This window comes from Ancylobacter lacus, assembly GCF_018390635.1.
Lineage (GTDB): Bacteria > Pseudomonadota > Alphaproteobacteria > Rhizobiales > Xanthobacteraceae > Ancylobacter > Ancylobacter lacus.
Genome location: NZ_JAHBGE010000083.1, coordinates 1 through 20,974, shown reverse-complemented (window position 1 = coordinate 20,974; position 20,974 = coordinate 1). Strand labels below are relative to the sequence as shown.

Annotated in this window: 21 protein-coding genes; 10 read left to right on the top strand and 11 right to left on the bottom strand. The window is 68.9% G+C overall.

Annotated elements, in window-relative coordinates:
* Positions 1 to 63 precede the first annotated feature (63 nt).
* Entirely contained in the window at positions 64 to 1,233 is a 1,170-nt protein-coding gene (locus tag KHC27_RS20330) for an Mrp/NBP35 family ATP-binding protein (RefSeq protein WP_213341686.1), read from the bottom strand.
* Between the two features lie 253 nt (positions 1,234 to 1,486).
* Here KHC27_RS20330 and KHC27_RS20325 point away from each other — a divergent pair, with 253 nt between their 5' ends.
* The 3 genes from KHC27_RS20325 (at position 1,487) to KHC27_RS20315 (ending at position 3,900) form a co-directional block, all read left to right on the top strand.
* Positions 1,487 to 2,263: an ABC transporter substrate-binding protein gene (locus KHC27_RS20325; RefSeq protein ID WP_213341684.1), complete on the top strand. Its 777-nt coding sequence runs from the start codon at positions 1,487 to 1,489 to the stop codon at positions 2,261 to 2,263.
* A gap of 165 nt (positions 2,264 to 2,428) precedes the next feature.
* Entirely contained in the window at positions 2,429 to 3,151 is a 723-nt protein-coding gene (locus tag KHC27_RS20320) for an ABC transporter permease (RefSeq protein WP_213341682.1), read from the top strand.
* Positions 3,151 to 3,900, top strand: a complete 750-nt coding sequence (locus KHC27_RS20315; RefSeq protein WP_213341680.1) for an ABC transporter permease — start codon at positions 3,151 to 3,153, stop codon at positions 3,898 to 3,900. The genes KHC27_RS20320 and KHC27_RS20315 overlap by 1 nt, the downstream gene beginning before the upstream one ends.
* A 20-nt stretch (positions 3,901 to 3,920) precedes the next feature.
* Here KHC27_RS20315 and KHC27_RS20310 read toward each other — a convergent pair whose 3' ends face one another.
* A complete protein-coding gene (locus KHC27_RS20310; RefSeq protein WP_213341844.1) occupies positions 3,921 to 4,601 on the bottom strand; it encodes a uracil-DNA glycosylase family protein in 681 nt (226 codons plus the stop codon).
* A 49-nt stretch (positions 4,602 to 4,650) separates the two neighbouring features.
* Positions 4,651 to 5,127 (bottom strand): thermonuclease family protein, encoded by a 477-nt coding sequence (locus tag KHC27_RS20305; RefSeq protein ID WP_213341678.1) that lies wholly within the window; start codon positions 5,125 to 5,127, stop codon positions 4,651 to 4,653.
* A 141-nt stretch (positions 5,128 to 5,268) separates the two neighbouring features.
* On the opposite strand from KHC27_RS20305, the gene KHC27_RS20300 reads away from it, so the two are divergent.
* On the top strand, positions 5,269 to 6,810 hold the full coding sequence (locus KHC27_RS20300; RefSeq protein WP_213341676.1) for a sensor histidine kinase: 1,542 nt from the start codon (positions 5,269 to 5,271) through the stop codon (positions 6,808 to 6,810).
* 3 nt (positions 6,811 to 6,813) lie between these two features.
* Here the strand turns inward: KHC27_RS20300 and cobT are convergent, their stop codons facing one another.
* Complete coding sequence (gene cobT / locus KHC27_RS20295) at positions 6,814 to 7,836, bottom strand: nicotinate-nucleotide--dimethylbenzimidazole phosphoribosyltransferase (RefSeq protein WP_213341674.1); 1,023 nt, start codon at positions 7,834 to 7,836, stop codon at positions 6,814 to 6,816.
* A gap of 219 nt (positions 7,837 to 8,055) precedes the next feature.
* On the opposite strand from cobT, the gene bluB reads away from it, so the two are divergent.
* The 4 genes from bluB to KHC27_RS20275 are packed head-to-tail and all read left to right on the top strand — an operon-like array spanning position 8,056 to position 10,525.
* Complete coding sequence (bluB, locus tag KHC27_RS20290) at positions 8,056 to 8,697, top strand: 5,6-dimethylbenzimidazole synthase (protein WP_213341672.1); 642 nt, start codon at positions 8,056 to 8,058, stop codon at positions 8,695 to 8,697.
* Positions 8,698 to 8,717: 20 nt separating this feature from the next.
* Complete coding sequence (gene cobS / locus KHC27_RS20285; RefSeq protein WP_213341670.1) at positions 8,718 to 9,557, top strand: adenosylcobinamide-GDP ribazoletransferase; 840 nt, start codon at positions 8,718 to 8,720, stop codon at positions 9,555 to 9,557.
* Positions 9,558 to 9,590: 33 nt separating this feature from the next.
* Positions 9,591 to 9,797: a DUF1289 domain-containing protein gene (locus tag KHC27_RS20280; RefSeq protein WP_281417121.1), complete on the top strand. Its 207-nt coding sequence runs from the start codon at positions 9,591 to 9,593 to the stop codon at positions 9,795 to 9,797.
* Positions 9,794 to 10,525, top strand: a complete 732-nt coding sequence (locus KHC27_RS20275; protein WP_213341668.1) for a TIGR02281 family clan AA aspartic protease — start codon at positions 9,794 to 9,796, stop codon at positions 10,523 to 10,525. The genes KHC27_RS20280 and KHC27_RS20275 overlap by 4 nt, the downstream gene beginning before the upstream one ends.
* A 10-nt stretch (positions 10,526 to 10,535) precedes the next feature.
* Here the strand turns inward: KHC27_RS20275 and KHC27_RS20270 are convergent, their stop codons facing one another.
* The 3 genes from KHC27_RS20270 to KHC27_RS20260 form a co-directional block, all read right to left on the bottom strand.
* Positions 10,536 to 11,369, bottom strand: coding sequence for a sulfite exporter TauE/SafE family protein (locus KHC27_RS20270; protein ID WP_213341666.1), 834 nt, complete (start codon positions 11,367 to 11,369; stop codon positions 10,536 to 10,538).
* Positions 11,370 to 11,478: 109 nt separating this feature from the next.
* A complete protein-coding gene (gene dusA, locus KHC27_RS20265; RefSeq protein WP_213341664.1) occupies positions 11,479 to 12,483 on the bottom strand; it encodes a tRNA dihydrouridine(20/20a) synthase DusA in 1,005 nt (334 codons plus the stop codon).
* Between the two features lie 567 nt (positions 12,484 to 13,050).
* Positions 13,051 to 13,446: a winged helix-turn-helix transcriptional regulator gene (locus KHC27_RS20260; RefSeq protein ID WP_213341662.1), complete on the bottom strand. Its 396-nt coding sequence runs from the start codon at positions 13,444 to 13,446 to the stop codon at positions 13,051 to 13,053.
* A 97-nt stretch (positions 13,447 to 13,543) separates the two neighbouring features.
* Between KHC27_RS20260 and KHC27_RS20255 the strand changes: the two genes are divergently transcribed.
* Positions 13,544 to 14,269, top strand: a complete 726-nt coding sequence (locus KHC27_RS20255) for an SDR family NAD(P)-dependent oxidoreductase (protein WP_213341660.1) — start codon at positions 13,544 to 13,546, stop codon at positions 14,267 to 14,269.
* A gap of 164 nt (positions 14,270 to 14,433) precedes the next feature.
* On the opposite strand, the gene KHC27_RS20250 is transcribed toward KHC27_RS20255, so the two are convergent.
* Positions 14,434 to 15,186, bottom strand: a complete 753-nt coding sequence (locus KHC27_RS20250; RefSeq protein WP_213341658.1) for an SDR family NAD(P)-dependent oxidoreductase — start codon at positions 15,184 to 15,186, stop codon at positions 14,434 to 14,436.
* 112 nt (positions 15,187 to 15,298) lie between these two features.
* On the opposite strand from KHC27_RS20250, the gene KHC27_RS20245 reads away from it, so the two are divergent.
* Positions 15,299 to 16,204, top strand: a complete 906-nt coding sequence (locus KHC27_RS20245) for a LysR family transcriptional regulator (protein WP_213341656.1) — start codon at positions 15,299 to 15,301, stop codon at positions 16,202 to 16,204.
* 137 nt (positions 16,205 to 16,341) lie between these two features.
* Here the strand turns inward: KHC27_RS20245 and KHC27_RS20240 are convergent, their stop codons facing one another.
* The 3 genes from KHC27_RS20240 to KHC27_RS20230 all read right to left on the bottom strand — a co-directional run bounded on the left by KHC27_RS20240 (position 16,342) and on the right by KHC27_RS20230 (position 20,938).
* Entirely contained in the window at positions 16,342 to 18,426 is a 2,085-nt protein-coding gene (locus KHC27_RS20240; protein ID WP_213341654.1) for an ATP-dependent helicase, read from the bottom strand.
* 86 nt (positions 18,427 to 18,512) lie between these two features.
* On the bottom strand, positions 18,513 to 19,328 hold the full coding sequence (locus tag KHC27_RS20235; RefSeq protein WP_213341652.1) for a c-type cytochrome: 816 nt from the start codon (positions 19,326 to 19,328) through the stop codon (positions 18,513 to 18,515).
* Complete coding sequence (locus KHC27_RS20230; protein WP_213341840.1) at positions 19,325 to 20,938, bottom strand: b(o/a)3-type cytochrome-c oxidase subunit 1; 1,614 nt, start codon at positions 20,936 to 20,938, stop codon at positions 19,325 to 19,327. Before KHC27_RS20230 ends, KHC27_RS20235 begins: the two co-directional genes overlap by 4 nt.
* Positions 20,939 to 20,974 lie beyond the last annotated feature (36 nt).

The window sequence follows — 20,974 nt, the reverse complement described above, 5'->3', positions numbered from 1 at the left end:
CAGGGTGATTCAGGCCGACAAAGCGCCATGTGAGCGGCGACCGTCTCCGGCCGCCGCCGGAACCTACTCGACGACGATGCGCGGGGCCGGGCGCGCGCCGGCATGGCGGCCGGCCAGCGCCTCGCGGACGGCGCGGGCGATGCCGCGATAGATCTCCGCCTCGGGGCTGTCCGGCGCGGTCGCGACGATGGGCCGGCCGGCGTCCGAAGTCTCCCGGATCGCCATCTGCAGCGGCACCTCGCCGAGGAAGGGCACCCGCAGCCGCTGCGCCTCGTGCCGCGCGCCGCCATGGCCGAACACATCCGAGCGCCCGCCGCAATGCGGGCACAGGAAGTAGCTCATATTCTCGACGACGCCGAGCACCGGCACATTCACCTTCTCGAACATCGCGATGCCCCGCCGCGCGTCGATCAGCGCGAGGTCCTGCGGGGTAGACACGATCACCGCGCCCGCCAGCGGCACCTGCTGGGCCATGGTGAGCTGGGCATCGCCGGTGCCGGGCGGCATGTCGACCACGAGAACGTCGAGCGGTGCCCAGTCCACTTCCTTGAGCAGCTGGCTGATGGCCGACATCACCATAGGACCCCGCCAGATCATCGGCGTCTCCTCGCCGACGAGGAAGCCGATGGACATGACCTTGAGGCCCCAGGACTGCAGCGGCTGGAGCATCTTGCCCTGCACCTCGGGCTTGCCGTGCAGCCCCATGAGCCGCGGCACCGAAGGACCATAGATGTCGGCATCGAGCAGCCCGACCTTCAGCCCGAGAGTGGCGAGGCCGAGCGCGAGATTGGCCGCCAGCGTCGACTTGCCGACACCGCCCTTGCCGGAGGCGACCGCGATGATGGCGCCGACGCCGGGAATGCCGCGGCCTTCCTTCTGCGGGTCGGCCGGCGGCGTGCGCGCCGGCGCGGCGTGGCTGTGGCCCGCATGGTTGTGCCCGGCATGCGCATGCCCCGCCGGCGCGGGGGCGGGTGCGGACGCGCCGGCCCGCCGCTCGGCGGTGAGCGCCACCAGCGCGGAAACCACGCCCGGCGTGGCGCGCACGGTGCGCTCCACCGCGGCGCGTACCGGCTCCCATGCCTGCGCCTGCGTCGCGTCCACCGTGATCGAGAGATAGACCTTGCCCTGCGAGACCACGATCTCCGACAGCGCGCCGGTCGCCGTCACCGGGCGCCCGTCGGGCGCCGTGACCTGGGCGAGCCGCGCCTTCACCTCGTCCGCTGTAACCGCCATATCGAGCGCTCCCTTCATGAACGGCATCCGTGAGACACCAGAGCGGACAAGGCGTCAACCCGGCGCCGCCTGTCGGCTGATCGGGCCGGCCGATGACGACGGGCGGCGCGATCGGATTGCCTAATTGCAGGTCAGCGGTGGGACATGATCATGAATGCAGCATCCCCCGTTGCCTTGGCCGCGCAATTAATGCGAGCATCACGTGCCGGCAACAGAAGAACAGCCGGCCAGAGCATTTCCAGAGGGGAACAGCATGAGCCTCGCCACCCGCATCGCGGCAGCCGCTCTCATGATCGCGGCCGCCGTCACCGGCGCATCCGCCAAGGACTGGAAGGTGGTCCGCGTCGGCACGGAAGGCGCCTATCCGCCCTTCAACTACATCGAGAACGGCGAGATCAAGGGCTTCGACATCGACATCGCCAAGGCGCTCTGCGCCAAGATGAAGGTGGAATGCACCTTCGTCGCCCAGGACTGGGACGGCATCATTCCCGCGCTTCTCGCCGGCAAATACGACGCGATCATCGCCTCCATGTCGATCACCGAGGAGCGCAAGAAGCAGATCGCGTTCTCCAACAAGTACTACAACACCCCGGCCACCTTCGTGACCACGAAGGACAGCAAGATCACCGACACCTCCCCCGAGGCGCTGAAGGGCAAGGTGCTCGGCGCCCAGGCCTCCACCATCCATTCCAACTATCTCGAGGACGTCTACGCCAAGGCCGGCGCCGAGGTGAAGCTGTATCCCAAGATCGACGACACCCATCTCGATCTCGTCAATGGCCGCATCGATGCGCTGCTGTCCGACAAGGTGGTGGAGCTGGAATGGCTGAACACCAAGGACGGCGCCTGCTGCAAGTTCGTCGGCGCCGAATACAAGGACAAGAAGTATTTCGGCGAAGGTGTCGGCGTCGGCATCCGCAAGGATGACCCGGAGCTGGTCGCCATGTTCAACAAGGCGATCGCCGAAATCCGCGCCGACGGCACCTACAAGAAGATCAACGAGAAGTATTTCCCCTTCGACGTCTACTGACGCCGCACGGCGCCGGCGCGCCCGTCGGCCGGCCCGCCCGGGGACGGCCGACGGGTCCGCCACCAGGCCAGTCCGTGCGCCCGCGCCGCAGGTCTCCCGCCGCCCGTCCTCCGCCCGGCATGAAGAAGCGGCCCCAGCCGGCCGCCACCGGAGACTTCAACCTTGATGTTCGACTTTCTCCGCCTGCTTTCCTTCGGGCCGGACGGCTGGGGCGACGAGATCGCTCGCGGCGCCCTGCTGACCATCGAACTGGCGCTGGTCACCCTGCCGGTCGGCATCGCCATCGGCCTGGGCGTCGCACTGGCCAAGGACTCGAAGTCCGCCGCGGTGAAAATGCTCGCCAACGCCTACACCACCGTGTTCCGCGGATTGCCCGAGCTGCTGACCCTGTTCATCGTCTATTATGGCGGGCAGATGCTTCTGACCCGGCTCGCCGGCCTCTTCGTGGAAGGGGCGAGCGTCGAGGTGAACCAGTTCGTCGCCGGCGTGGTGGCGCTGGGCCTCGTGCTCGGCGCCTTCTCCAGCGAAGTGCTGTATGCCGCGATACGTGCGGTGCCGCGCGGCCAGAAGGAGGCGGCGGCGGCCCTCGGCCTGTCCAAAATGCGGGTGTTCAGGCTGGTGACCTTCCCGCAGCTCTGGCGCGTGGCGCTCCCCGGGCTTTCCAACAACTGGATGGTACTGCTGAAGGACACATCGCTGGTGTCGGTGATCGCCATCTCCGACCTGATGCGCCAGACCGCGATCGCGGTCGGCGTGACCAAGCAGCCCTTTTTCTTCTATCTCATCGCCTGCCTGATCTATCTCGTGTTCTCGGCGATCTCGAGCGCCGTGTTCTCCCGGCTGGAAGCCCGCGCTTCCCGTGGTTTCCGGCGGGTGGGAGGTCATTGATGCAGAGCCTGCTCGACATGCTGGGCGCCGGCTTCCTCCAGCTCATGGGGCTGATCGGGCTGAACAGCGATCTGATGGCCCGCTACGGCCTGCGCTTCCTCGACGGCGTGTGGGTCACGCTCCAGCTCGTGGTCCTCTCGGTCGGCATCGGCGCCCTCCTCGCCTGGCCGCTGGCGATCGCCCGGGTGGAGGGTGGCAAGTGGACGGCCCGCGCCGCCTTCGCCTATTCCTACTTCTTCCGCGGCACACCGCTGCTGGCGCAGACCTTCCTTGTCTATTACGGCGCCGGCCAGTTCCGCGAGCAGCTCACCGCGCTCGGCCTGTGGTGGTTCTTCCGGGACGCGTTCTACTGCGCCGTCTTCACCTTCACCCTCAACACCACCGCCTATCAGTCGGAGATCCTGCGCGGCGCCATCCAGACCCTGCCGATCGGGCAGATGGAAGCGGCGAAGGCGCTGGGCCTGTCCAAGCTGAAGGCGTACTGGACCATCATCATGCCACAGGCGGCCGGGATCGGGCTGCGGCCGCTCGGCAACGAGCTGATCCTCATGATCAAGTCGAGCGCGATCGCCTCGGTCATCACGGTCTACGACCTGATGGGTGTCACCCGCCTTGCCTTCTCCCGCTCCTACGACATGGAGGTCTATCTCTGGGCCGCCGTGCTGTACCTCGTCATGGTCGAGGTGGTGCGCCGGGTGTGGGACCGGCTGGAGCGCCGGCTGAACCGGCATCTGCTGGTTTCGCGCTGACCGGCTCCGGGAGGGCGCGGTCATACCAGCCGCGCCACCTCGTGCCGCAGCACCGGGAGCAGCTCGGTTGCGAACCAGGGGTGACGCTTCAGCCACCCGCTGTTGCGCCAGGACGGGTGCGGCAGCGGCAGCAGCCGGGGCGCCGTGCGCGCCTCCCAGATCTCCCGCCAGCTCTCCACCCTGCCGGTGAGGCTGAGCCGCAGAAAGCGCTCCAGCCCCAGCCGGCGCAGGTGATAGTTCTGCGCCGGCGCGCCGATCACCAGCACCAGTTCGAATTCCGGAAGCGCCGCAAACAGCCGGTCATGCCACGTGGCGGCGCACTCCGGTCGCGGCGGCAGGTCGCCGCCCTTGCCATCCTGCCCGGGAAAGCAGAACCCCATCGGCGCGATGGCGATGCGGCCGACATCGTAGAAGGTCTCCTTGTCGACCCCGAGCCAGTCCCGCAACCGGTCGCCCGAGGCATCGGTGAAGGGCAGGCCGGAAAGGTGCACCCGCGTGCCCGGCGCCTGGCTGGCCAGCAGGATGCGCGCGCCCCTCCCCACCCTCAGCACCGGGCGCGGCGCGTGCGGCAGCGGCAGGCGGCGGGGGGAATCAACGCAGACGCGACAGGCCCGGATGCGGGCCAGCAGCTCATCGAGCGGCTCGGGGGCCTCGCCGGGGTCGGTCGGGGCCGGGGTGAAGGGTGAGGCAGCGGACGTCATGTCGTCCAGATGGGGCACGCCGGGCCGCTTGTCACCCTTCCCCACCCTCTCACCCCTCCTCGCGGCGGTGCTGCCTGCGCCATTCCACCGGGGACTCGAACGGGCCGGACCACAGGCCGCGGTGGGCGGCCCGCGCGGCGGCCTCCTCCGCCGTGTAAGCGAGGCTGGTAGCGAGGGCGAGACCGGCCCGAACGACCGCGCCGCCGAGGTCGGCCTCCCCCGCCCGGCACACCGCGACCGTCCGGCCATAGCGGTCACGATCGAGCGGGCGGCAGCTCACCACGCCGGCCTGCGTCGCCCGCCGAAGCGCCTCGCGCGCCTGCCGGCCGCACTCCCACATGGCCTGCGGTGGACCGCAGGTCTGGTGCAGCTCGGGCGCGTCAATCCCGTCCAGCCGGATGCGCTCGCCGTCGAGCTCCAGGCTGTCGCCATCCACCACCCGCACCGCACCGTTCAGCGGCGGCACCATCCGCTCCACCACCAGTGCCACCGCCACCAGACCGGCGGCGATCAGCAGAGCGCCCATGGTGCTTCCGCGCCACACCCCTCGCCGCGCTCTCATCGCCACCCTGCGTTAACCATGCTTCTAGGCACTCCGTTAAGCCTCGCGACGGGATGGTGAACGCGACCTTCCATCACCAATTCTCACGCGGGAACCGTCAGTTACATGGGCACGACGGCCGGAGCCGATCGCGAGCTGAAGCAGCGGGACCCCGGCCCGACGCAGGGATACCCCGCCGGAGGCGCGACGCAAATCGCGGCCACGGCGGCTGGCAGCGCGAGCGAGCGCGACGCCCTGCTGACGCTGTTCGCCGGGGCGCGCGCCGCCGCCGCGCCGGGCGTGGGCGCCCTGCTGGTGACGGGTGGCGCCGCCGGCCTGCTGGCACTTCCTCCGTTCGCTCCCCTCGCTTTCACGGCGTGCGCTCTGGCCGCGCACAGCCTCTCCGCCGCTCTGGCGCGCCATGTCAGCGGCACCCCGGCCCCGGCCTTGCGGCCGCGCCGGGAGGTCGCCTTCGCGCTGCTCGACCTCGTTGCGGCGCTGGCATGGTCCGGCCTGGTGGCGGCACTGCTGTGGAGTGGCGCGGCCGGCTCGACGCCGCTCGCGCTGACGCTGGCCTTGGTCTATCTCGCCGGCATGTCGGTGCTGTCCGCGCCGCTCCCGCCCGCGCGGCTCGCCGCCACGCTGCCGGCGCTGGTGTCCGCGGCGCTGGTCGCGGACCCGGCGCGCGGACCGGCCGGCTTCGCGCTTCCCGCCCTGCTTGTGCTGGCGGCACTGGCGCTCACCACCCTCGCCCGCCACGCCGGCGGATTCATGCTGGGCGCGCTCACGGCACGCGGCGAGACCGCTGGGCTGATCGAGGCGCTGGAACAGGCGAAAGCCCGCTCCGACGAGGCAGCGAGCCGTGCCGAGGCCGCCAGCGTCGCCAAATCACGCTTCCTTGCCCAGATGAGCCACGAGCTGCGCACACCGCTCAACGCCATCCTCGGCTTTTCCGAGGTGATGAAGAGCGAGCTGCTCGGCCGTCATTCCAACCCCACCTACCGCGAATATGCCGGCGACATCCACGCCTCGGGCAAGCACCTGCTGAACCTGATCGACGAAATCCTGGACATCTCCCGCATCGAATCGGGCCGTTACGAGCTGAACGAGGAGCCGGTCGCACTGGCCGATATGGTCGAGGACTGCCGGCAACTGCTGAAGATCCGCGCCCGCACCCGCGGCATCCGCATTCATGAACTCTACGAGCCGGGGCTGCCGGCGTTGCGGGCAGACGAGCGGGCGCTGCGCCGCATCTGCCTCAACCTGCTGTCCAACGCCGTGAAGTTCGCGCCGCTGCGCGGCGAGGTGTGGGTGAAAGTGGGCTGGACCGCCTCGGGCGGGCAGTATCTCTCGGTGCGCGACAGCGGGCCGGGCATTCCCTCGGAGCAGCGCGACCTCGTGCTGGCGTCCTTCGGCCGTGGCGATGCCGGCGTCCGCAATGCCGAGGAGGGTGCCGGGCTTGGGCTGCCGATCGTCAAAGGTCTCGCCGAGCTGCACGGGGGTGCGCTGCATCTGCGGAACCGGCCGGATCACGGCACCGAGTTCATCGTCACCTTCCCGGCGTCTCGGGTGCTGCTGGCGCACGGTCCCGCCCAGGCGCCCGCTCCCGCCGCGGCGGTGCCGGAGGATGAAGCCGTGCCCGCCCCCGGCCGCGCTGCCGCCCGCTGAATGTCAGCCGTCCGCCACCCCGGCCTCGGCGAAGGTGGCCATGCCGGCATGGCAGGCCAGCGCCGCCTTGACGATGCCGACCGCCAGCGCCGCGCCCGACCCTTCGCCGAGCCGCATGTCGAGGTCCAGCAGCGGCCGCAGCCCGAGCCGTGCGAGCACCGCGCGGTGTGCCGGCTCGGCCGAGCAGTGACCGGCGAAGCAGTGGTCCAGCGCCGCCGGGTTGAGCGCGTGCAGCACGGCCGCCGCGGCGCAGACGACATAGCCGTCGAGCACCACCGGCACGCGTTGCATCCGCGCGGCCAGTATGGCGCCGGCAATGGCCGCGATCTCGCGTCCGCCGAGCCGGCGCAGCACCTCCAGCGGATCGCCCAGCGGCCCGCCGACCCGCGCCGCTGCACGCTCCACAGCATCGAGCTTACGCGCGAGCACGTCGCCGGTCGCGCCAGTGCCGGGGCCCACCCAGTCCGCGGGCGATCCGCCATAGAGGCCGAGATAGACCGCGGCCGCCACCGTGGTGTTGCCAATGCCCATCTCGCCGAGACAGAGAAGGTCCGGCTCACCCGCCAGTGCCTCCATGCCGAAGGCCATGGTCGCCGCGCATTCCGCCTCGCCGAGCGCGTCCTTCTCGACGATGTCCGGGCCGGGGTGGTCCAGTGCGAGGTCGAACACCCTGAGCCCCGCGCCATACACCCCGCAGATCTGGTTCACCGCGGCCTTGCCGGAGGAGAAAGTCTCGACCATCTGCTTGGTCACCGCCGACGGATAGGGCGAGACACCGCGCAGGGCGACGCCGTGGGTCGCGGCGAACACCGCGACGGTCGGACGGTCGACGCGGGGAATGGCGCGGCCTTGCCAGCCCGCGATGTTCACCGCGATCTCCTCGAGGCGGCCAAGCGAGCCGGGCGGCTTCACGAGCTGGCCCTGCCGGGCCAGCGCCGCGGCGCGGGCCGCCATGTCCGGCCCGGGTATGGTGTCGATGAGATGGCGGATGTCGTCGAAGGGAAGCCCGGTGATGGCGCGCGGCATGGCAGCTCTCTCGGCAGGTCGATCGGCAGAACTCCGGGCATAGGTCGCCCCGGCCACCTCGGCTGTCGCTTTCGGCGGCGTCCGGGGGTAGACCTGCGCGACGTGGCGCGCAAGCACCGCCGCGACGGTGCTGCCCTGCCGCCGACGCGGAGCCGACCGCGCAGCGTGCCGCCTGACGCCTCAGCCGTTCCCGATCCCGCCGACCGGAACCCCACGCCGATGCCCCGCCCCCGGCCCTTCGACGACGCCTTCGGCGCAGAGCTGGACCGGCTGTTCCGGTGGCGTCGCGACGTGCGGCACTTCCAGGCTACGTCCCTGCCCGAGAACATGGTGGCCGAACTGGTCGCCACCGCCAGCCGCGCGCCGAGCGTCGGCTACAGCCAGCCCTGGCGATTTGTGCGGGTGGCGGATGCTGCGCGGAGGGCCCGGATTCATGCCATCTTCTCGGCCTGCAACGCCGAGGCGCTGGCGGCCCAGCCGGCGGAACGCGCCGCGCTCTACGCCCGGCTCAAGCTGAGCGGACTTGCCGAGGCGCCGGAACATCTCGCGGTCTTCGTGGATGGCGAGGCGCCGACCGGAGGGGGCCTCGGCCGCGCCACCATGCCGGAGACGCTGGCCTTCTCCGCCGTGCTCGCCATACACACGTTGTGGCTGGCGGCCGCGGCGCGCGGCGTCGGCCTCGGCTGGGTCTCCATCCTCGACCCCGTCGCGGTCGCGCAGGCGCTGGAGGTGCCCGCCGGCTGGCGTCTGGTGGCCTATCTCTGCCTCGGCTATCCCGTCGAACCGGCGGAGACGCCCGAGCTGGAGCGCTGCGGCTGGGAAAGCCGGATCGCGCCTTCCGACCTGATGCTTCAACGCTGAACCGGCAACGCTGAACCGCGATGACCCTGAACGACAACGAGCCGCCCGTGAGCGCCGCCTCCTTTCCCTGGGAGCTGCTCTGCGCGCTGCCGCCGGCGCTACGTTTCCTCTCGCGCCTGCCGGTGCCGGTGATGCCGTTCGAGACGAAGCTCGATATCCATCTCCCGCCCGATCTCGACCGGCTGGCGCCCGCCCTTCCCCTCGCCGGCGCGCTGATCGGCGCGCTCGGGGCGGCGGTGCTGGTGGCAGCGCTGCTCGCCGGCCTGCCACCCCTGGTCGCCGCGACGATGGGTGTCGCCGCGCTCGTTATCGCCACCGGGGCCTTTCACGAGGACGGGCTCGCCGACTTCGCCGACGGCATGGGGGGGATGACCGCCGAGCGCCGCCTCGCCATCATGAAGGACAGCCGGGTCGGCAGCTTCGGGGTGCTGGCACTGGTGATCTCGATCCTGCTGCGGGTCGCCGCGTTGGACGGCCTCGCCGCCGACGCTCCCGTGCTGGCGGCGGCTGGCCTGATCGCGGCCTCGGGGGCCGCGCGCCTCGCCGGGGTCCATGTGCTGCACGCCCTGCCCCCGGCGCGGGCCGACGGGATGGCGAGCACCGCCGGAGCGGTAGGACGAGCGGCGATGCTGCGCGCGGGTGCGGTGGCGCTCATCCTGTGCGCCGCTCTGGTGCTACCCGGCCTCGGCCTGCTCGCCCTGCTGGCGGCGCTCGCAGCCGGGGGCCTCGCCACCCTCCTGGTCGAACGCAGCGCCCGCGCCCGGCTCGGCGGCCAGACCGGCGACGTCGCCGGAGCGGCGACGCAGGCCGCGGAGATTGCCTTCCTGCTGGCGCTGCTTATCTTCGCGCGGCACGCCTGACCCGTTCCGATTCTGTTCTACATCCCTCGCACCATGACCGTGTCCACCCCCTGCATCCGGATCTGCACGCTCGACGCCACGGGCGCGATGTGCCTCGGCTGCGGACGCACTCTTGAGGAAATCGGCGCATGGGCCGGCTACGACGAGCCGATGAGACGCGCGATCATGGCAAGCCTGCCCGGGCGTCTCGCTCCGCCGGCAAAGCGGCTGCCCGCCTGCCCGCCGAGCGTGCCCCGATGAACAGCGACCGCTTCATGTGGGTTGTCATCTTCGGGCTGGCGTCCGGCATCGGCCTCATCCTGTTCTCGGCCGAACGCGGGGAAATCGCCGGGCTGGCGACGGCCGATCTTGCCCATCTCGTGGGCTATGGCGCGCTGGCGCTGGTGATCGGCGCCGGCGTGGCGGCGGCCTTCGCCGGCCGGCTGGCCGATGCGCTGCGCGCGCTGATCCTCTGGGTGGTCATCGGCGGCGGGCTGGCGATCGGCTACACCTATCGCTACGAACTGCACGCCGCCGCCTACCGCGTGCTCGCCGAAATCGCGCCCGGCTATGCCGTGCCGCTGGCCCATGACGCCGGCCCGGCGGTGGAGGTGGCGCGCTCGCGGGACGGCGACTTCAACATCCGCGTCGAGATCAACGACAGCCGCATTCCGATGCTGATCGACACCGGCGCCTCCAGCGTCGTCCTGACCCCGGACGATGCCCGCGCCGTGGGACTGCCCATGGAGTTCCTGCGCTACGACATCCCCATCGACACCGCCAATGGCCGCGGCAAGGCGGCTTCGGTGGTGCTGGACAAGGTCGCCATCGCCGGCTCCATCGTCGAGCGGCGGGTGCCCGCCCTGATCGCCGCCGAGGGCATGCTCAAGCACAGCCTGCTGGGCATGAGCTTTCTTTCCCGGCTCGACAGCTTCGAGATTCGCGGCGAAAAGCTGGTGATGCGGGCCAAGCCCGAGGACACCCAGTAGGGGCGTCCGCTCAGGCCACCAGCTGCCAGGCGAAGCGCGCGCCCACGATCAGCAGGTAGAGCCCGAACGCCACCTCGAGCTGGCGCTTGGTGAAGGCGTGGGCCAGCCGCGCCCCGAGCGGGGCCGCGAGGGTCGCCACGCTGCCGACCAGCACAGCGCCGGGCACCGAGACATAGCCCAGCGAGAGCGGCGGCAGCTCCGCCATATGCGGCCAGCCCCCCAGCACATAGCCGAGCGCGCCGGGAATCGCGATCAGTACCCCGAGGCCGGCCGAGGTGGCGATGGCCTGATGGATCGGCACGCGGTAGAGCGTCATGATCACGCTGGCGATGCCGCCCCCGCTGATGCCGATCAGCGGGGAGGACAGACCGACGCCGAAGCCGTAGGCGCTCATCAGCGCACGGCCGGGCAGCTGCTCCCCCAACGTCCAGTGGTCGCGGCCAAACAGCAACCGACCCGACATCAGAGCGGCAAAGGCGACGAAAGCGAACTTCAGCACCCGGTCCGGCGACACCGAGGCGAGCGCGGTGCCGGCAACGACGCCCAGCACCACCGGCAGCGCCCAGCGCCGCAACGCATCCGCCCGCACGGCGCTTCGGGCGCGGTGGGCGGCGTAGGAGCGCAGTGCGGTCGGGATGATGATGGCCAGCGAGGTTCCCACCGCCAGATGCATCCGAAGCTCCGGCGCCACGCCGACCGCGGCGAACACCTCGAACAGCACGGGAACAATGATGGCGCCCCCGCCAATGCCGAACAGACCGGCAAGGATGCCGGTCGCAAGCCCGGCCGCCAGCAGGGCGCCAGCGAGCCAGAGGAACTGAGCCAGGGGAATCATCGCATCCATGGCCTATCTATGCGCCCGCCGCGCCGGCCTGCCTATGCCCGGCGGGGATACCGGCCTGGAGCGCGGTTCCCTGAGCCGCCGACGGTCGACGGCCACGCGGCGCCATGTCTCAGGCGACCAGGGCCCGGCGCTGCAGGGCGCGGCGCACTTCGGCCACCGCGGCGCGCAGCACGTCGAGCCCGGCAGCCGGCTTCACCCCCTCCACGGCGAGATGGCGGCGATAGGCCCGCGCACCCGGCAGCCCGCCGAACAGGCCGAGCATGTGCCGGGTGATGTCGTGCAGCCGCCCGCCATGTTCCAGATGCGCGGCGACATAAGGCTCGAAAGCCTCCACCGCGGCGAAGCTGTCGGCTTGCGGTGCCGGCTCGCCGAACAGCAGGGGATCGACGCGCGCGAGCAGGTCCGGCTGCTGGTAGGCGGCGCGGCCGAGCATGACCCCGTCCACCCGATTAAGATGCTCCCGCGCCGCCTCCAGCGTGGTGATGCCGCCATTGATCGAGATGGGAACCCCCTCCCCCAGCCGCTGCTTCAGGCGATAGACCCGGTCGTAATCCAGCGGCGGGACGTCGCGGTTCTCCCTTGGCGAGAGGCCCTGAAGCCAGGCCTTGCGTGCGTGGACGATGAGCCCGTCGCAGCCGGCCGCCAGCACCCGGTCGGCGAGTTCGTCGAGCGCCGGACCGGGGTCCTGTTCATCGACGCCGATGCGACACTTCACCGTTACCGGCACGTTCAGCTCGGCCTTGAGCGCGGCGACGCAGGCCGCGACCAGATCGGGGCTGCGCATCAGGCAGGCACCAAAATTGCCGCCCTGCACCCGATCGGACGGACAGCCGACATTCAGGTTGATCTCGTCATAGCCCCACGCTGCCGCAACCGCCGCCGCCCGGGCGAGCGCCTCCGGATCGGAACCGCCAAGCTGCAACGCGACGGGATGCTCCACTGCGTCGTGCCCCAGCAGCCGCTCGCGGTCACCGAAGAGGATCGCGTTCGCCGTCACCATCTCGGTGTACAGCCGAGCCCGGCGCGTCAGGACCCTGTGGAACGCCCGGCAATGCCGGTCGGTCCAGTCCATCATGGGTGCGACGGAAAATCTAAACGACTGATCTTTCAACATTGTTTTTGCAGCGTCAGGGAGTTGGGGCCTCGTCGTGTGCGCCCGGTCCTTCACCACGATGCGCCCCGTTTCCGATTATCGAGGCATGAGTGTCCACGGAGCGCACACGGACTGGCCGCCCTCACTAAACTAAAATCCGGCTGGTGGAGAGCCCAGATCCGTCGGAAGCGGCAGCAGGTCAGCGAGGAAGGCTATGCCCTGCCCCTTATTCGGGGTCGGCAATCGTCCCCGCGCGCATGGGCGGGTCAGCCCGGCGCGCGACATCGAGGCTGCCACCGGCATCGAGGCATGCGTCATCATTCCAGACGAGGCGCGGATGCGCCGCGGCACGACCGACTCGGCCGGTTCGGCGCGCGGCTCACGAACAGCGACCGACCGCAGAGGACGTGCCGGGCGTCGCCTCGGGCCGGAGCGCCATGTTTCTGTCGGAGGCGCTCGCGCCGTTGAACCTGCCCGGCGCCTCCATCGCGCAGGTCACCAGCAGCTCAGTCGCTCCTTCGGCGGCGGCGCGGAGAAAGTCGGGGCGATCGCCGGCTTGCTGAAGGGCAGCCTCGCCAATTCACATGATTACCGGATCCCCTCCTCCGCCCCTCCATTCCCTTTCGCCGTGTCATAGGCACGCTGCGCCCTTTCCAGCGCGGAACCGTTGGCGAGCGACCAGTTGTAAAGCGCGGCAAAGGGTTCGCGCAGCGAGCGGCCGAGATCGGTGATCGCGTACTCGACGCCGATCGGCTGCGTCGGCAGGACCTTGCGGCTGATGAGGCCGTTGCGCTCCAGACGCTTCAACGCCTCGGACAGGGCCTTGTGGGTGATGCCGTCCAGACGGCGCTTGAGGTCGTTGAACCGCGCCGGCTGCGTGCACAGCACGCTAAGGATCAGGACCGTCCATTTGTTGGCGATATGTTCGAGGATGGGTCGCGTCGCGGTGACATCGAGGGGTAATTCGAGCGCGTCTTCTGACATGGGTATACTTCCAGATATCTAATCAACATGTGGTGCGTTCTTGTGATTAGATATATGAATGATACCTGTTCGTCATCACCAGCGATGTGAGGACGGAATGAGCGGACTTTCAGGAAAAATCGCCGTCGTGGTCGGGGGCCATGGCGGCATCGGTGGCGCCATCGCAGAGCGGTTCGCCGCGGAAGGCGCCACGGTCTACGCCACCAGCCGTCGCGCCGACGAGGGAGAGGTCGAGCTGGGAGCCGGCAGGCTGCGCACACGCCGCGTCGAGGCTTCCGATGTGACGGCGCTCGCCGCCTTCTTCGAGCGAGTGGGCAGCGAGGCCGGACGGGTGGACGTGCTCGCCGTCAACGCCGGCATCGCCGAATACGCGACCCTCGACGACATCCGCGAGGATCATTTCGACCGAACCTTCGACCTCAACGTGCGCGCGCTGCTGTTTGCCGCCAAGGCGGCGACGGCGATGATGCCGGAGGGTGGCGCAATCGTGCTGGTGGGCTCGATCGCTGACGCGATCGGCACCAAAGGCTATGGCGTCTATGGGGCGAGCAAGGCCGCGGTGCGCTCCTTCGCGCGAACCTGGGCCAACGAGCTGGCGCCCCGCAACATCCGCGTCAATGTCGTGGCGCCGGGACCAACCGACACCGCCATGATGGCGGCGACGTCCGACGAGATGCGCGAGACGCTGACGAAGCTGATCCCGCTCGGCCGCATGGGTCGTGCCGACGAAGTGGCCTCGGCAGCGCTGTTCCTCGCCAGCGACCAGAGCAGCTACATCACCGGGGCCGAACTGCCGGTCGACGGCGGCATGGCGCAGGTCTGAGCTGCGCCATGCCGGGGCCGCGCCCCAGCCGTCGCGCGCGCGGCCTCGGCATGGCTGGCTTTACCATCCAACGGGGCCGTCATCGGACCGCCAGCCTGAACGCCCGATCACCTGCGACACAGCAGGGGCCGACCGCGGAAGGGCTGGCAATCCGCCCGTACCGTTCAGATCTGGGTCAGCCCGCCATCGACGAACAGTTCAGCACCGTTGATGAAGCTTGCATCGTCGGACGCGAGGAACAGCACGGTCGTGGCGATTTCCTCCGGCCGACCGACCCGGCCGGCCGGGATCTGGGTGGCGAGGAAATCTTTGACGCCCTGCGCCTGCTCACCGCCTCCGAAGACATCGGTCAGCCCGATCGTCTCGGTCGGTCCGGGGCTGACGACGTTCACACGGATATGACGGTCCTTGAGGTCGAGGATCCAGCTCCGGGCTAGGTTGCGCACGGCAGCCTTGCTCGCGCCATAGATGCTGAATGCCGATGTACCGGAGGCGCCGGCGGTGGAACCGGTCAGCACGATCGAAGCACCGTCCTTCAGGAGCGGCAGCGCCTTCTGAACGGTGAATATCGTGCCTTTGACGTTGGTGTCGAACGTGCGCTGATACTGCTCCTCGGTGATGGCGCCGAGCGGAAGCATGTCACCGCCGCCCGCATTCGCGAAGAGGACGTCGATCTGGGCATATTGCTGCTGGACGGCATCATAGACGCGGTCGATGTCGGCAAGGCTGGACATATCGGCTCTCACGCCGGTGACCCGACCGCCGATCTGTTTCACCGCGGCCTCCAGCACCTGCTGGCGCCGACCGGTGATGAACACCGCAGCACCTTCCGCGGCAAACGCCTTGGCGGTGGCGAGGCCAATGCCGCTCGTCCCGCCGGTGATCACCACCACCTTGTTATTGAATCGATGTGCCATTGCCTCTCTCCTGCGGCTTCGCGGCGAAGCGCCGCTGCCCACCCAAGATGAATGCGGGACGATCTTGTCTGTAGCCGGCGATTTCGCTACCCAGCGTTCCATGACAGGAACGATGGCGCGCGCTGACCTGAACGATCTGGCCTATTTCGCCGAAGTGGTGAGCCATGGCGGGTTTGCTGCGGCCGGCCGCGCCCTTGGCGAGCCAAAATCCAAACTCAGCCGGCGCATCGCCCGTCTGGAGGAGAGGCTGGGTCTGCGGCTGATCGAGCGCTCCAGCCGCCGCTTTCGGGTGACCGACATCGGCCAGGGCTTTTACGAGCGCTGCCGCGCCATGCTTGCCGAGGCCGAGCAGGCCGAAGCGCTGGCGATGCAGGCGCAGGCCGAGCCGCACGGTCGCATCCGGTTCAGCTGTCCCGGCGGCATGATCGGGCCGGTCTCCGAGCTGATCACAGGGTTTCTCGCGCGGTACCCGAGAGTGCGGCTGCAGCTCGTCGCCACCGACAGGCCCGTCGATCTCATTGCTGAGCGGATCGATCTGGCGCTGCGGGTGCGGGTGGACATGACCACCGATGCAGAACTCACCGTCCGATCGCTGGGGCAGTCCATCCGGATCCTTGTCGCCAGTCCGCAGCTGGCAAGTCGCATTGCCTCAGTCGACCAGCTCGCGACGGTGCCCACCCTGTCGACGAATGACGAGCATGCCGCCATAGACTGGGATCTTGAGACCAGCGACGGGGACAGGCGGACGGTCCGCATCGAGCCCCGCATGGGTTGCGCTGACATGAACCAGCTTCTCAGCGCCGCCGTGGCTGGACTGGGTGTTGCACTCCTGCCCGACCGGGTCTGTCGTTCGGCGCTGGATGCCGGGCGTGTGGTCCGCGTGCTGCCCGCCTGGCATGCGCGAATCGGAATCGTCCACCTCGTCTTCACGACGCGACGTGGCCTGCCTCCCGCTGTTCGCGCGCTGATCGACCAGCTCGCCAGGGAGTTTCCGCCCGCGATCTCCGTCCAACCGTAGCACCCGGCGAGCGGATGTCCTGAACGTCAGGGAGGGATCGGCAGCGTCGCGACCGGCTTTTGCACCGCGACGAGACACGCCCACGATGGGCAGGGTCATCTGTCGTCCGAAGCGGGTGCGTGCGAGGGCTTCCGCCGCTACTGCCACATGCTTCGCAGACGCGCACCCACGTCGATCCTGACGTTCCGGGCGGCGCCGGTTCCGACGTCCTCGGGACCCACCCTCGGCCACGACACGGGTTGGAAGTGCACGAGCAAGGAGTTCGGGATGAAGCGCGTGCGGCCGGCATAGACGTGGCGATCGCCCCTGGCATGCTGGCCATGGACGAAGAAGCGCTGCGGCGTGACGAGATGCAGGGCATCCTTCGCCCGTGTCATGGCGACATAGAGCAGCCGCCGCTCTTCCTCCAGCTCCTCGCTCTGGCCCGCCCCGAGATCGCTCGGAATGCATCCGTCGACCACGTTCAGGACGAAGACGGACTTCCACTCCTGCCCCTTGGCCGAGTGGATGGTGGAGAGGATGAGATAATCCTCGTCCAGCAGCGGGACTCCGGCCTGATCGCTGGTGGCATCCGGCGGGTCGAGCGTCAGCTCGGTCAGGAACCTCTCGCGCGAGCCATATCCCGCCGCGATCTGCTCCAGTTGCGTCAGATCCGCCGCGCGCATGCCGGCATCCTCATGGAGGCGCTCGAGATGCGGCTCGTACCAGAGCCGCGCCAGCTCGACCTGCGCGGGCCAGGCCACCCTGGAAATCCCCTGCACCATCGCCACAAGCTGGCCCCACGCATCGCCCACCTTGGCGGGCGCCTGCACGTCCGACAGCGCCGCGATGGGATCCGGCTGACCGGCAATCCGATCAAGGATCTTCTGCGCGGAGGCCGGTCCGAGACCGGGCAGCAGTTGCAGGAGGCGGAAACCGGCGATGCGGTCACGGCCGTTCTGGGCGAAGCGCAGGACCGCCAGCAGGTCCTTCACATGGGCCGCGTCCAGGAACTTGAGCCCGCCGAACTTCACGAACGCAATGTTGCGGCGGGTCAGCTCGACCTCCAGCGGCCCGGCGTGGCTGGAGGTGCGGAACAGCACCGCCTGCTGCTTCAACGCGATGCCCATTTCCCGATTCTCGAGAACACGGTCGGCGATGAAACGGGCCTGCTCCATCTCGTCGCGCACGCTCACCAGTTCCGGCTTTTCGGCGGACGCCCGATCGGTCCAGAGATTCTTGGTGAAACGCTCGCTGGCGAGGCCGATGACGGCGTTTGCGGCGGCGAGGATCGGCTGGGTGGAGCGATAGTTCCGCTCCAGCGTCACCACCCGCGCGGGTGGGCGGAAATGCCCCGGGAAATCGAGGATGTTGCGCACCGTCGCGGCACGGAAGGCATAGATGGACTGGGCGTCGTCGCCCACGACCGTCAACCCGTGGCCGGCCGGCTTGAGGCCGAGCAGGACGGACGCCTGCAGGCTGTTCGTGTCCTGATACTCGTCGACCAGCACATGGTCGAAGCGCGCGCCCATGTCCTGCGCGATCGCCGGCTCAGCGACGAGCTGGGCCCAGTAGAGAAGGAGATCGTCATAATCGAGCACGTTCTGCGCCTGCTTGGCCTCCACATAGGCACCGAAGAGCCGCTTCAGCTCGTCGTGCCAGCCGACGCACCACGGAAAGGCCCGGGCGAGAACCTCCGGCAGCGGCCGGGTGGAGTTCACCACGCGGGAATAGATGGCAAGGCAGGTGCCCTTGGTAGGAAAGCGCGACTGGCTCTTCGAAAACCCAAGCTCGTGACGAACGAGGTTCATGAGATCGGCGGCATCCTCGCGATCATGGATCGTGAAGGCGGGATCGAGGCCCATCTGCTCGGCATAGTCCCGCAGCAGCCGGGCACCGATGCCGTGGAACGTGCCGGCCCAGGTAAGGCCGCTCGTCAGAAACCCGCCGCGCTCGGCCAGCACCTTGTTGCAGATGCGCTCTACGCGTTTCGTCATCTCGGAGGCGGCGCGCCGGGAGAAGGTCATGAGCAGGATGCGGCCCGGATCGGCGCCACCCACGATGAGATGGGCCACCCGGTGGGCAAGGGTGTTGGTCTTGCCCGACCCCGCGCCGGCGATGATCAGAAGGGGGGATGCGGGCCGCCCCGCGCCCTCATCAGAGCCGTGCTCGACCGCGCGCCTCTGCTCGGCATTGAGCCCGTCCAGATACGCCGCCGCTGCCCCCACCGAATCCGATCCCATGGCCAAAGTCGCCGGCAGAATCGCTGATTCTGGTTTTGTTCGCAATGCCAGCCGCCTCTCGGGCTCACGCTGCCCGGCTCTTCCGGCTATGGCGCCGCGTTGACCGTCTCCACCGGCTGCGCCGCATAATAGCGCGCGGCCTCGTCGATCTCCCGGGGCGTCATCGCGCGCGCGATGTTGCGCATCTGGGCGTTGATGTCGTTGTGGCGATGACCGGACGCCAGGGCCTCGAGCTGGGCCTTCAGATAGGCCGCCGACTGCCCCTCGAGCCATGGGCTGCCGGTCTTGGTGTCAAGGCTGCCATGGCAGGCGCCGCACGGGGCGATACCGCGGGTCGGCGCACCGTAAACCACGATGCGCGTCGGCTGTCGCTGCGGCTCCGGGTGATAGGCCGGCAGTCGCGGCAGGGAGGCGTAATAGGCCGCGAGATCGACCATGTCCTGATCGGACAGATTGGCGGCGAAGGGCGACATCACCGCGTTCACCCGCGCGCCGGACTGGAAGTCCTGCAACTGCTTGTAGACCGCCGCGCCAAATTGGCCCGCGAGGTTTGGTACGTCCGCGCGGCTGATGCCCGTCGGGCCGTGACACATGGCGCAACGTTGCGCGAGGGTCGCTCCCCGGCCTATCGCCTCCGGATCGGGTCTCGTCAAAGTCGCCGCGGTCAGCACGACCTTCGAGGTCGGCGCTGTAGCGGCTTGAGTGGATGTGGGCGCGGCGTCGCGCGGCAGTCCGGCGGCCCTGCAGATCACGTCCCACATCCCGGCAAATTTCATCTCGCCCTGCGCGTAGGGCAGCACGACGAAGCCGACCAGCGCCGTCAGCACCAGCAGCCCGACCGTCAGGGCGACGCTGGTCCGGACGTAGGGATCGCGCAGGGACAGCATCCCGGGGTCCTTCATCGCTGCGCTCCCACATAGACGGCGGGCACGGAGGTGTCGGACCGGAGTGCCAGATTGAGGATCGGAACGCCGTAATTGGTGAGGGTCAGCAAGATCATCAGCGCGATCCAGGGACCGTGGCTGTTGAGCGCAGGGGGAAGGCGCGCCGGCGGATGCAGCGCCCGGCTGAAGCGAAAGGTTCCGGCCTCCCGCTTCGGCGCCATCTGCCCCCGCGCGAGGATCACGAGGAACAAGGCGCCGGAGACCAGGATGATCAGGGCGCCGATCACCGAGATGATCACCGACAGCGCCTCCGGCGCCAGGGCCGGATGGCTGTAGTCGAAATAGGCCATGCGGCGCGGCATGCCGAGAATGCCGACATAGTGCCAGGGGAAGGTCGTCACCACCATGCCGACGGCCCAAAACCAGAGCTGGATCCGCATGAGCCTGACATCGGCAAGCGCGCGCCCGGTGAGATGCGGCCACAGATCATAGGCGATGGCGAAATACATGATGACGATGGCGCCGCCGAAGATCAGATGGAAATGCCCGGTGATCCATTGCGTATTGTGGATGGAGGCGTCGAGCTGATAGCTCATGTTGACGAGCCCGCCGGCGCCGCCGAAGCCCAGCATCACAAAGGAGAGCGCCGCGGCCAGCATCACGGGATTGTTCCACGGCAACGCCGTCACCCAGCCGAACAGACCGCGGCCGCCCCGCAGGCGGGCGGCGATCTCCACCGACGCGCAGATGGTGAACACCGTCAGCAGTGTTGGCAGCGCGACCAATGCGGTGAAGGCGGAATGGATGAATTTGAAGCCGGCACCGACCATCGGGTCGGCGAAGACGTGATGGACGCCGATCGGCATCGCCACCACCAGGAACAGGATGAACGAGATCCGGGCCATGGTGTCGCTGTAGAGCAATCCGCCGATCGCGCGTGGCACGATGGTGTAGTAGGCGATGTAGCTCGGGATCAGCCAGAAATAGACGATCGCGTGCAGCGTCCAGGAGAACAGCACGCGCGAGAGCCCGGCGTCGATTGTGGACTTCCATCCAAGCGCCACCGGAATGATCTGCAGCAGCAGCTCGAGTGCGGCGCCAACGGCCGTCCAGGCCCAGAGCGAAGCGCCCGCGACATTGGCGAACATCGCCAGCGGCACCGGAACGTGTGGGTTGGCCTTCTTCCAGACCCGCAGATTGACCGCCATCAGCGCGACCCAGATCCAGGAGCCGAGCACGATCAGCACGATGCCCAGATAGTAGAAGGGGCTGCCGATCAGCGGCGGATAGAAGGTGTAGAGCACCGAGGCGCGGCCCAGCGACACCGGGACCATGGCCAGGACCGTGCCGGTGGCCACCATGCCGAATCCCGCCCAGGCCCAGCGCGCGCCCACCAGCCGCTGCGAGAGCGCGGACTCGGCGATCGCATAGCCGAAGCCCATCGCGACCAAGGTCGGGAAGACATAGGCCATGGCGGTGCCATGCGCGGTCAGCGAGCGATAATACCACTCGGGATCGGAGAGCCAGGTGTGCAACGGGCTGCGGATGAACATCTGCCAGGCACCGAGCATCAGCGCCAGCGAGAACACCCCGAAGGCGAGCCAGAAATGCGTAAGCGTCGTCCTCAGGCCACGTTACTGAGGGTGGGCTTGGTGGGATAGGCC

Bases quoted from the DNA above. Each gene is read 5' to 3' on its own strand.
- KHC27_RS20330 (WP_213341686.1), bottom strand. From the start codon at position 1,233: ATGGCGGTTACAGCGGACGAGGTGAAGGCGCGGCTCGCCCAGGTCACG.
- KHC27_RS20325 (WP_213341684.1), top strand. From the start codon at position 1,487: ATGAGCCTCGCCACCCGCATCGCGGCAGCCGCTCTCATGATCGCGGCC.
- KHC27_RS20320 (WP_213341682.1), top strand. From the start codon at position 2,429: ATGTTCGACTTTCTCCGCCTGCTTTCCTTCGGGCCGGACGGCTGGGGC.
- KHC27_RS20315 (WP_213341680.1), top strand. From the start codon at position 3,151: ATGCAGAGCCTGCTCGACATGCTGGGCGCCGGCTTCCTCCAGCTCATG.
- KHC27_RS20310 (WP_213341844.1), bottom strand. From the start codon at position 4,601: ATGACGTCCGCTGCCTCACCCTTCACCCCGGCCCCGACCGACCCCGGC.
- KHC27_RS20305 (WP_213341678.1), bottom strand. From the start codon at position 5,127: ATGGGCGCTCTGCTGATCGCCGCCGGTCTGGTGGCGGTGGCACTGGTG.
- KHC27_RS20300 (WP_213341676.1), top strand. From the start codon at position 5,269: ATGGGCACGACGGCCGGAGCCGATCGCGAGCTGAAGCAGCGGGACCCC.
- cobT (WP_213341674.1), bottom strand. From the start codon at position 7,836: ATGCCGCGCGCCATCACCGGGCTTCCCTTCGACGACATCCGCCATCTC.
- bluB (WP_213341672.1), top strand. From the start codon at position 8,056: ATGCCCCGCCCCCGGCCCTTCGACGACGCCTTCGGCGCAGAGCTGGAC.
- cobS (WP_213341670.1), top strand. From the start codon at position 8,718: ATGACCCTGAACGACAACGAGCCGCCCGTGAGCGCCGCCTCCTTTCCC.
- KHC27_RS20280 (WP_281417121.1), top strand. From the start codon at position 9,591: ATGACCGTGTCCACCCCCTGCATCCGGATCTGCACGCTCGACGCCACG.
- KHC27_RS20275 (WP_213341668.1), top strand. From the start codon at position 9,794: ATGAACAGCGACCGCTTCATGTGGGTTGTCATCTTCGGGCTGGCGTCC.
- KHC27_RS20270 (WP_213341666.1), bottom strand. From the start codon at position 11,369: ATGGATGCGATGATTCCCCTGGCTCAGTTCCTCTGGCTCGCTGGCGCC.
- dusA (WP_213341664.1), bottom strand. From the start codon at position 12,483: ATGTTGAAAGATCAGTCGTTTAGATTTTCCGTCGCACCCATGATGGAC.
- KHC27_RS20260 (WP_213341662.1), bottom strand. From the start codon at position 13,446: ATGTCAGAAGACGCGCTCGAATTACCCCTCGATGTCACCGCGACGCGA.
- KHC27_RS20255 (WP_213341660.1), top strand. From the start codon at position 13,544: ATGAGCGGACTTTCAGGAAAAATCGCCGTCGTGGTCGGGGGCCATGGC.
- KHC27_RS20250 (WP_213341658.1), bottom strand. From the start codon at position 15,186: ATGGCACATCGATTCAATAACAAGGTGGTGGTGATCACCGGCGGGACG.
- KHC27_RS20245 (WP_213341656.1), top strand. From the start codon at position 15,299: ATGGCGCGCGCTGACCTGAACGATCTGGCCTATTTCGCCGAAGTGGTG.
- KHC27_RS20240 (WP_213341654.1), bottom strand. From the start codon at position 18,426: ATGGGATCGGATTCGGTGGGGGCAGCGGCGGCGTATCTGGACGGGCTC.
- KHC27_RS20235 (WP_213341652.1), bottom strand. From the start codon at position 19,328: ATGAAGGACCCCGGGATGCTGTCCCTGCGCGATCCCTACGTCCGGACC.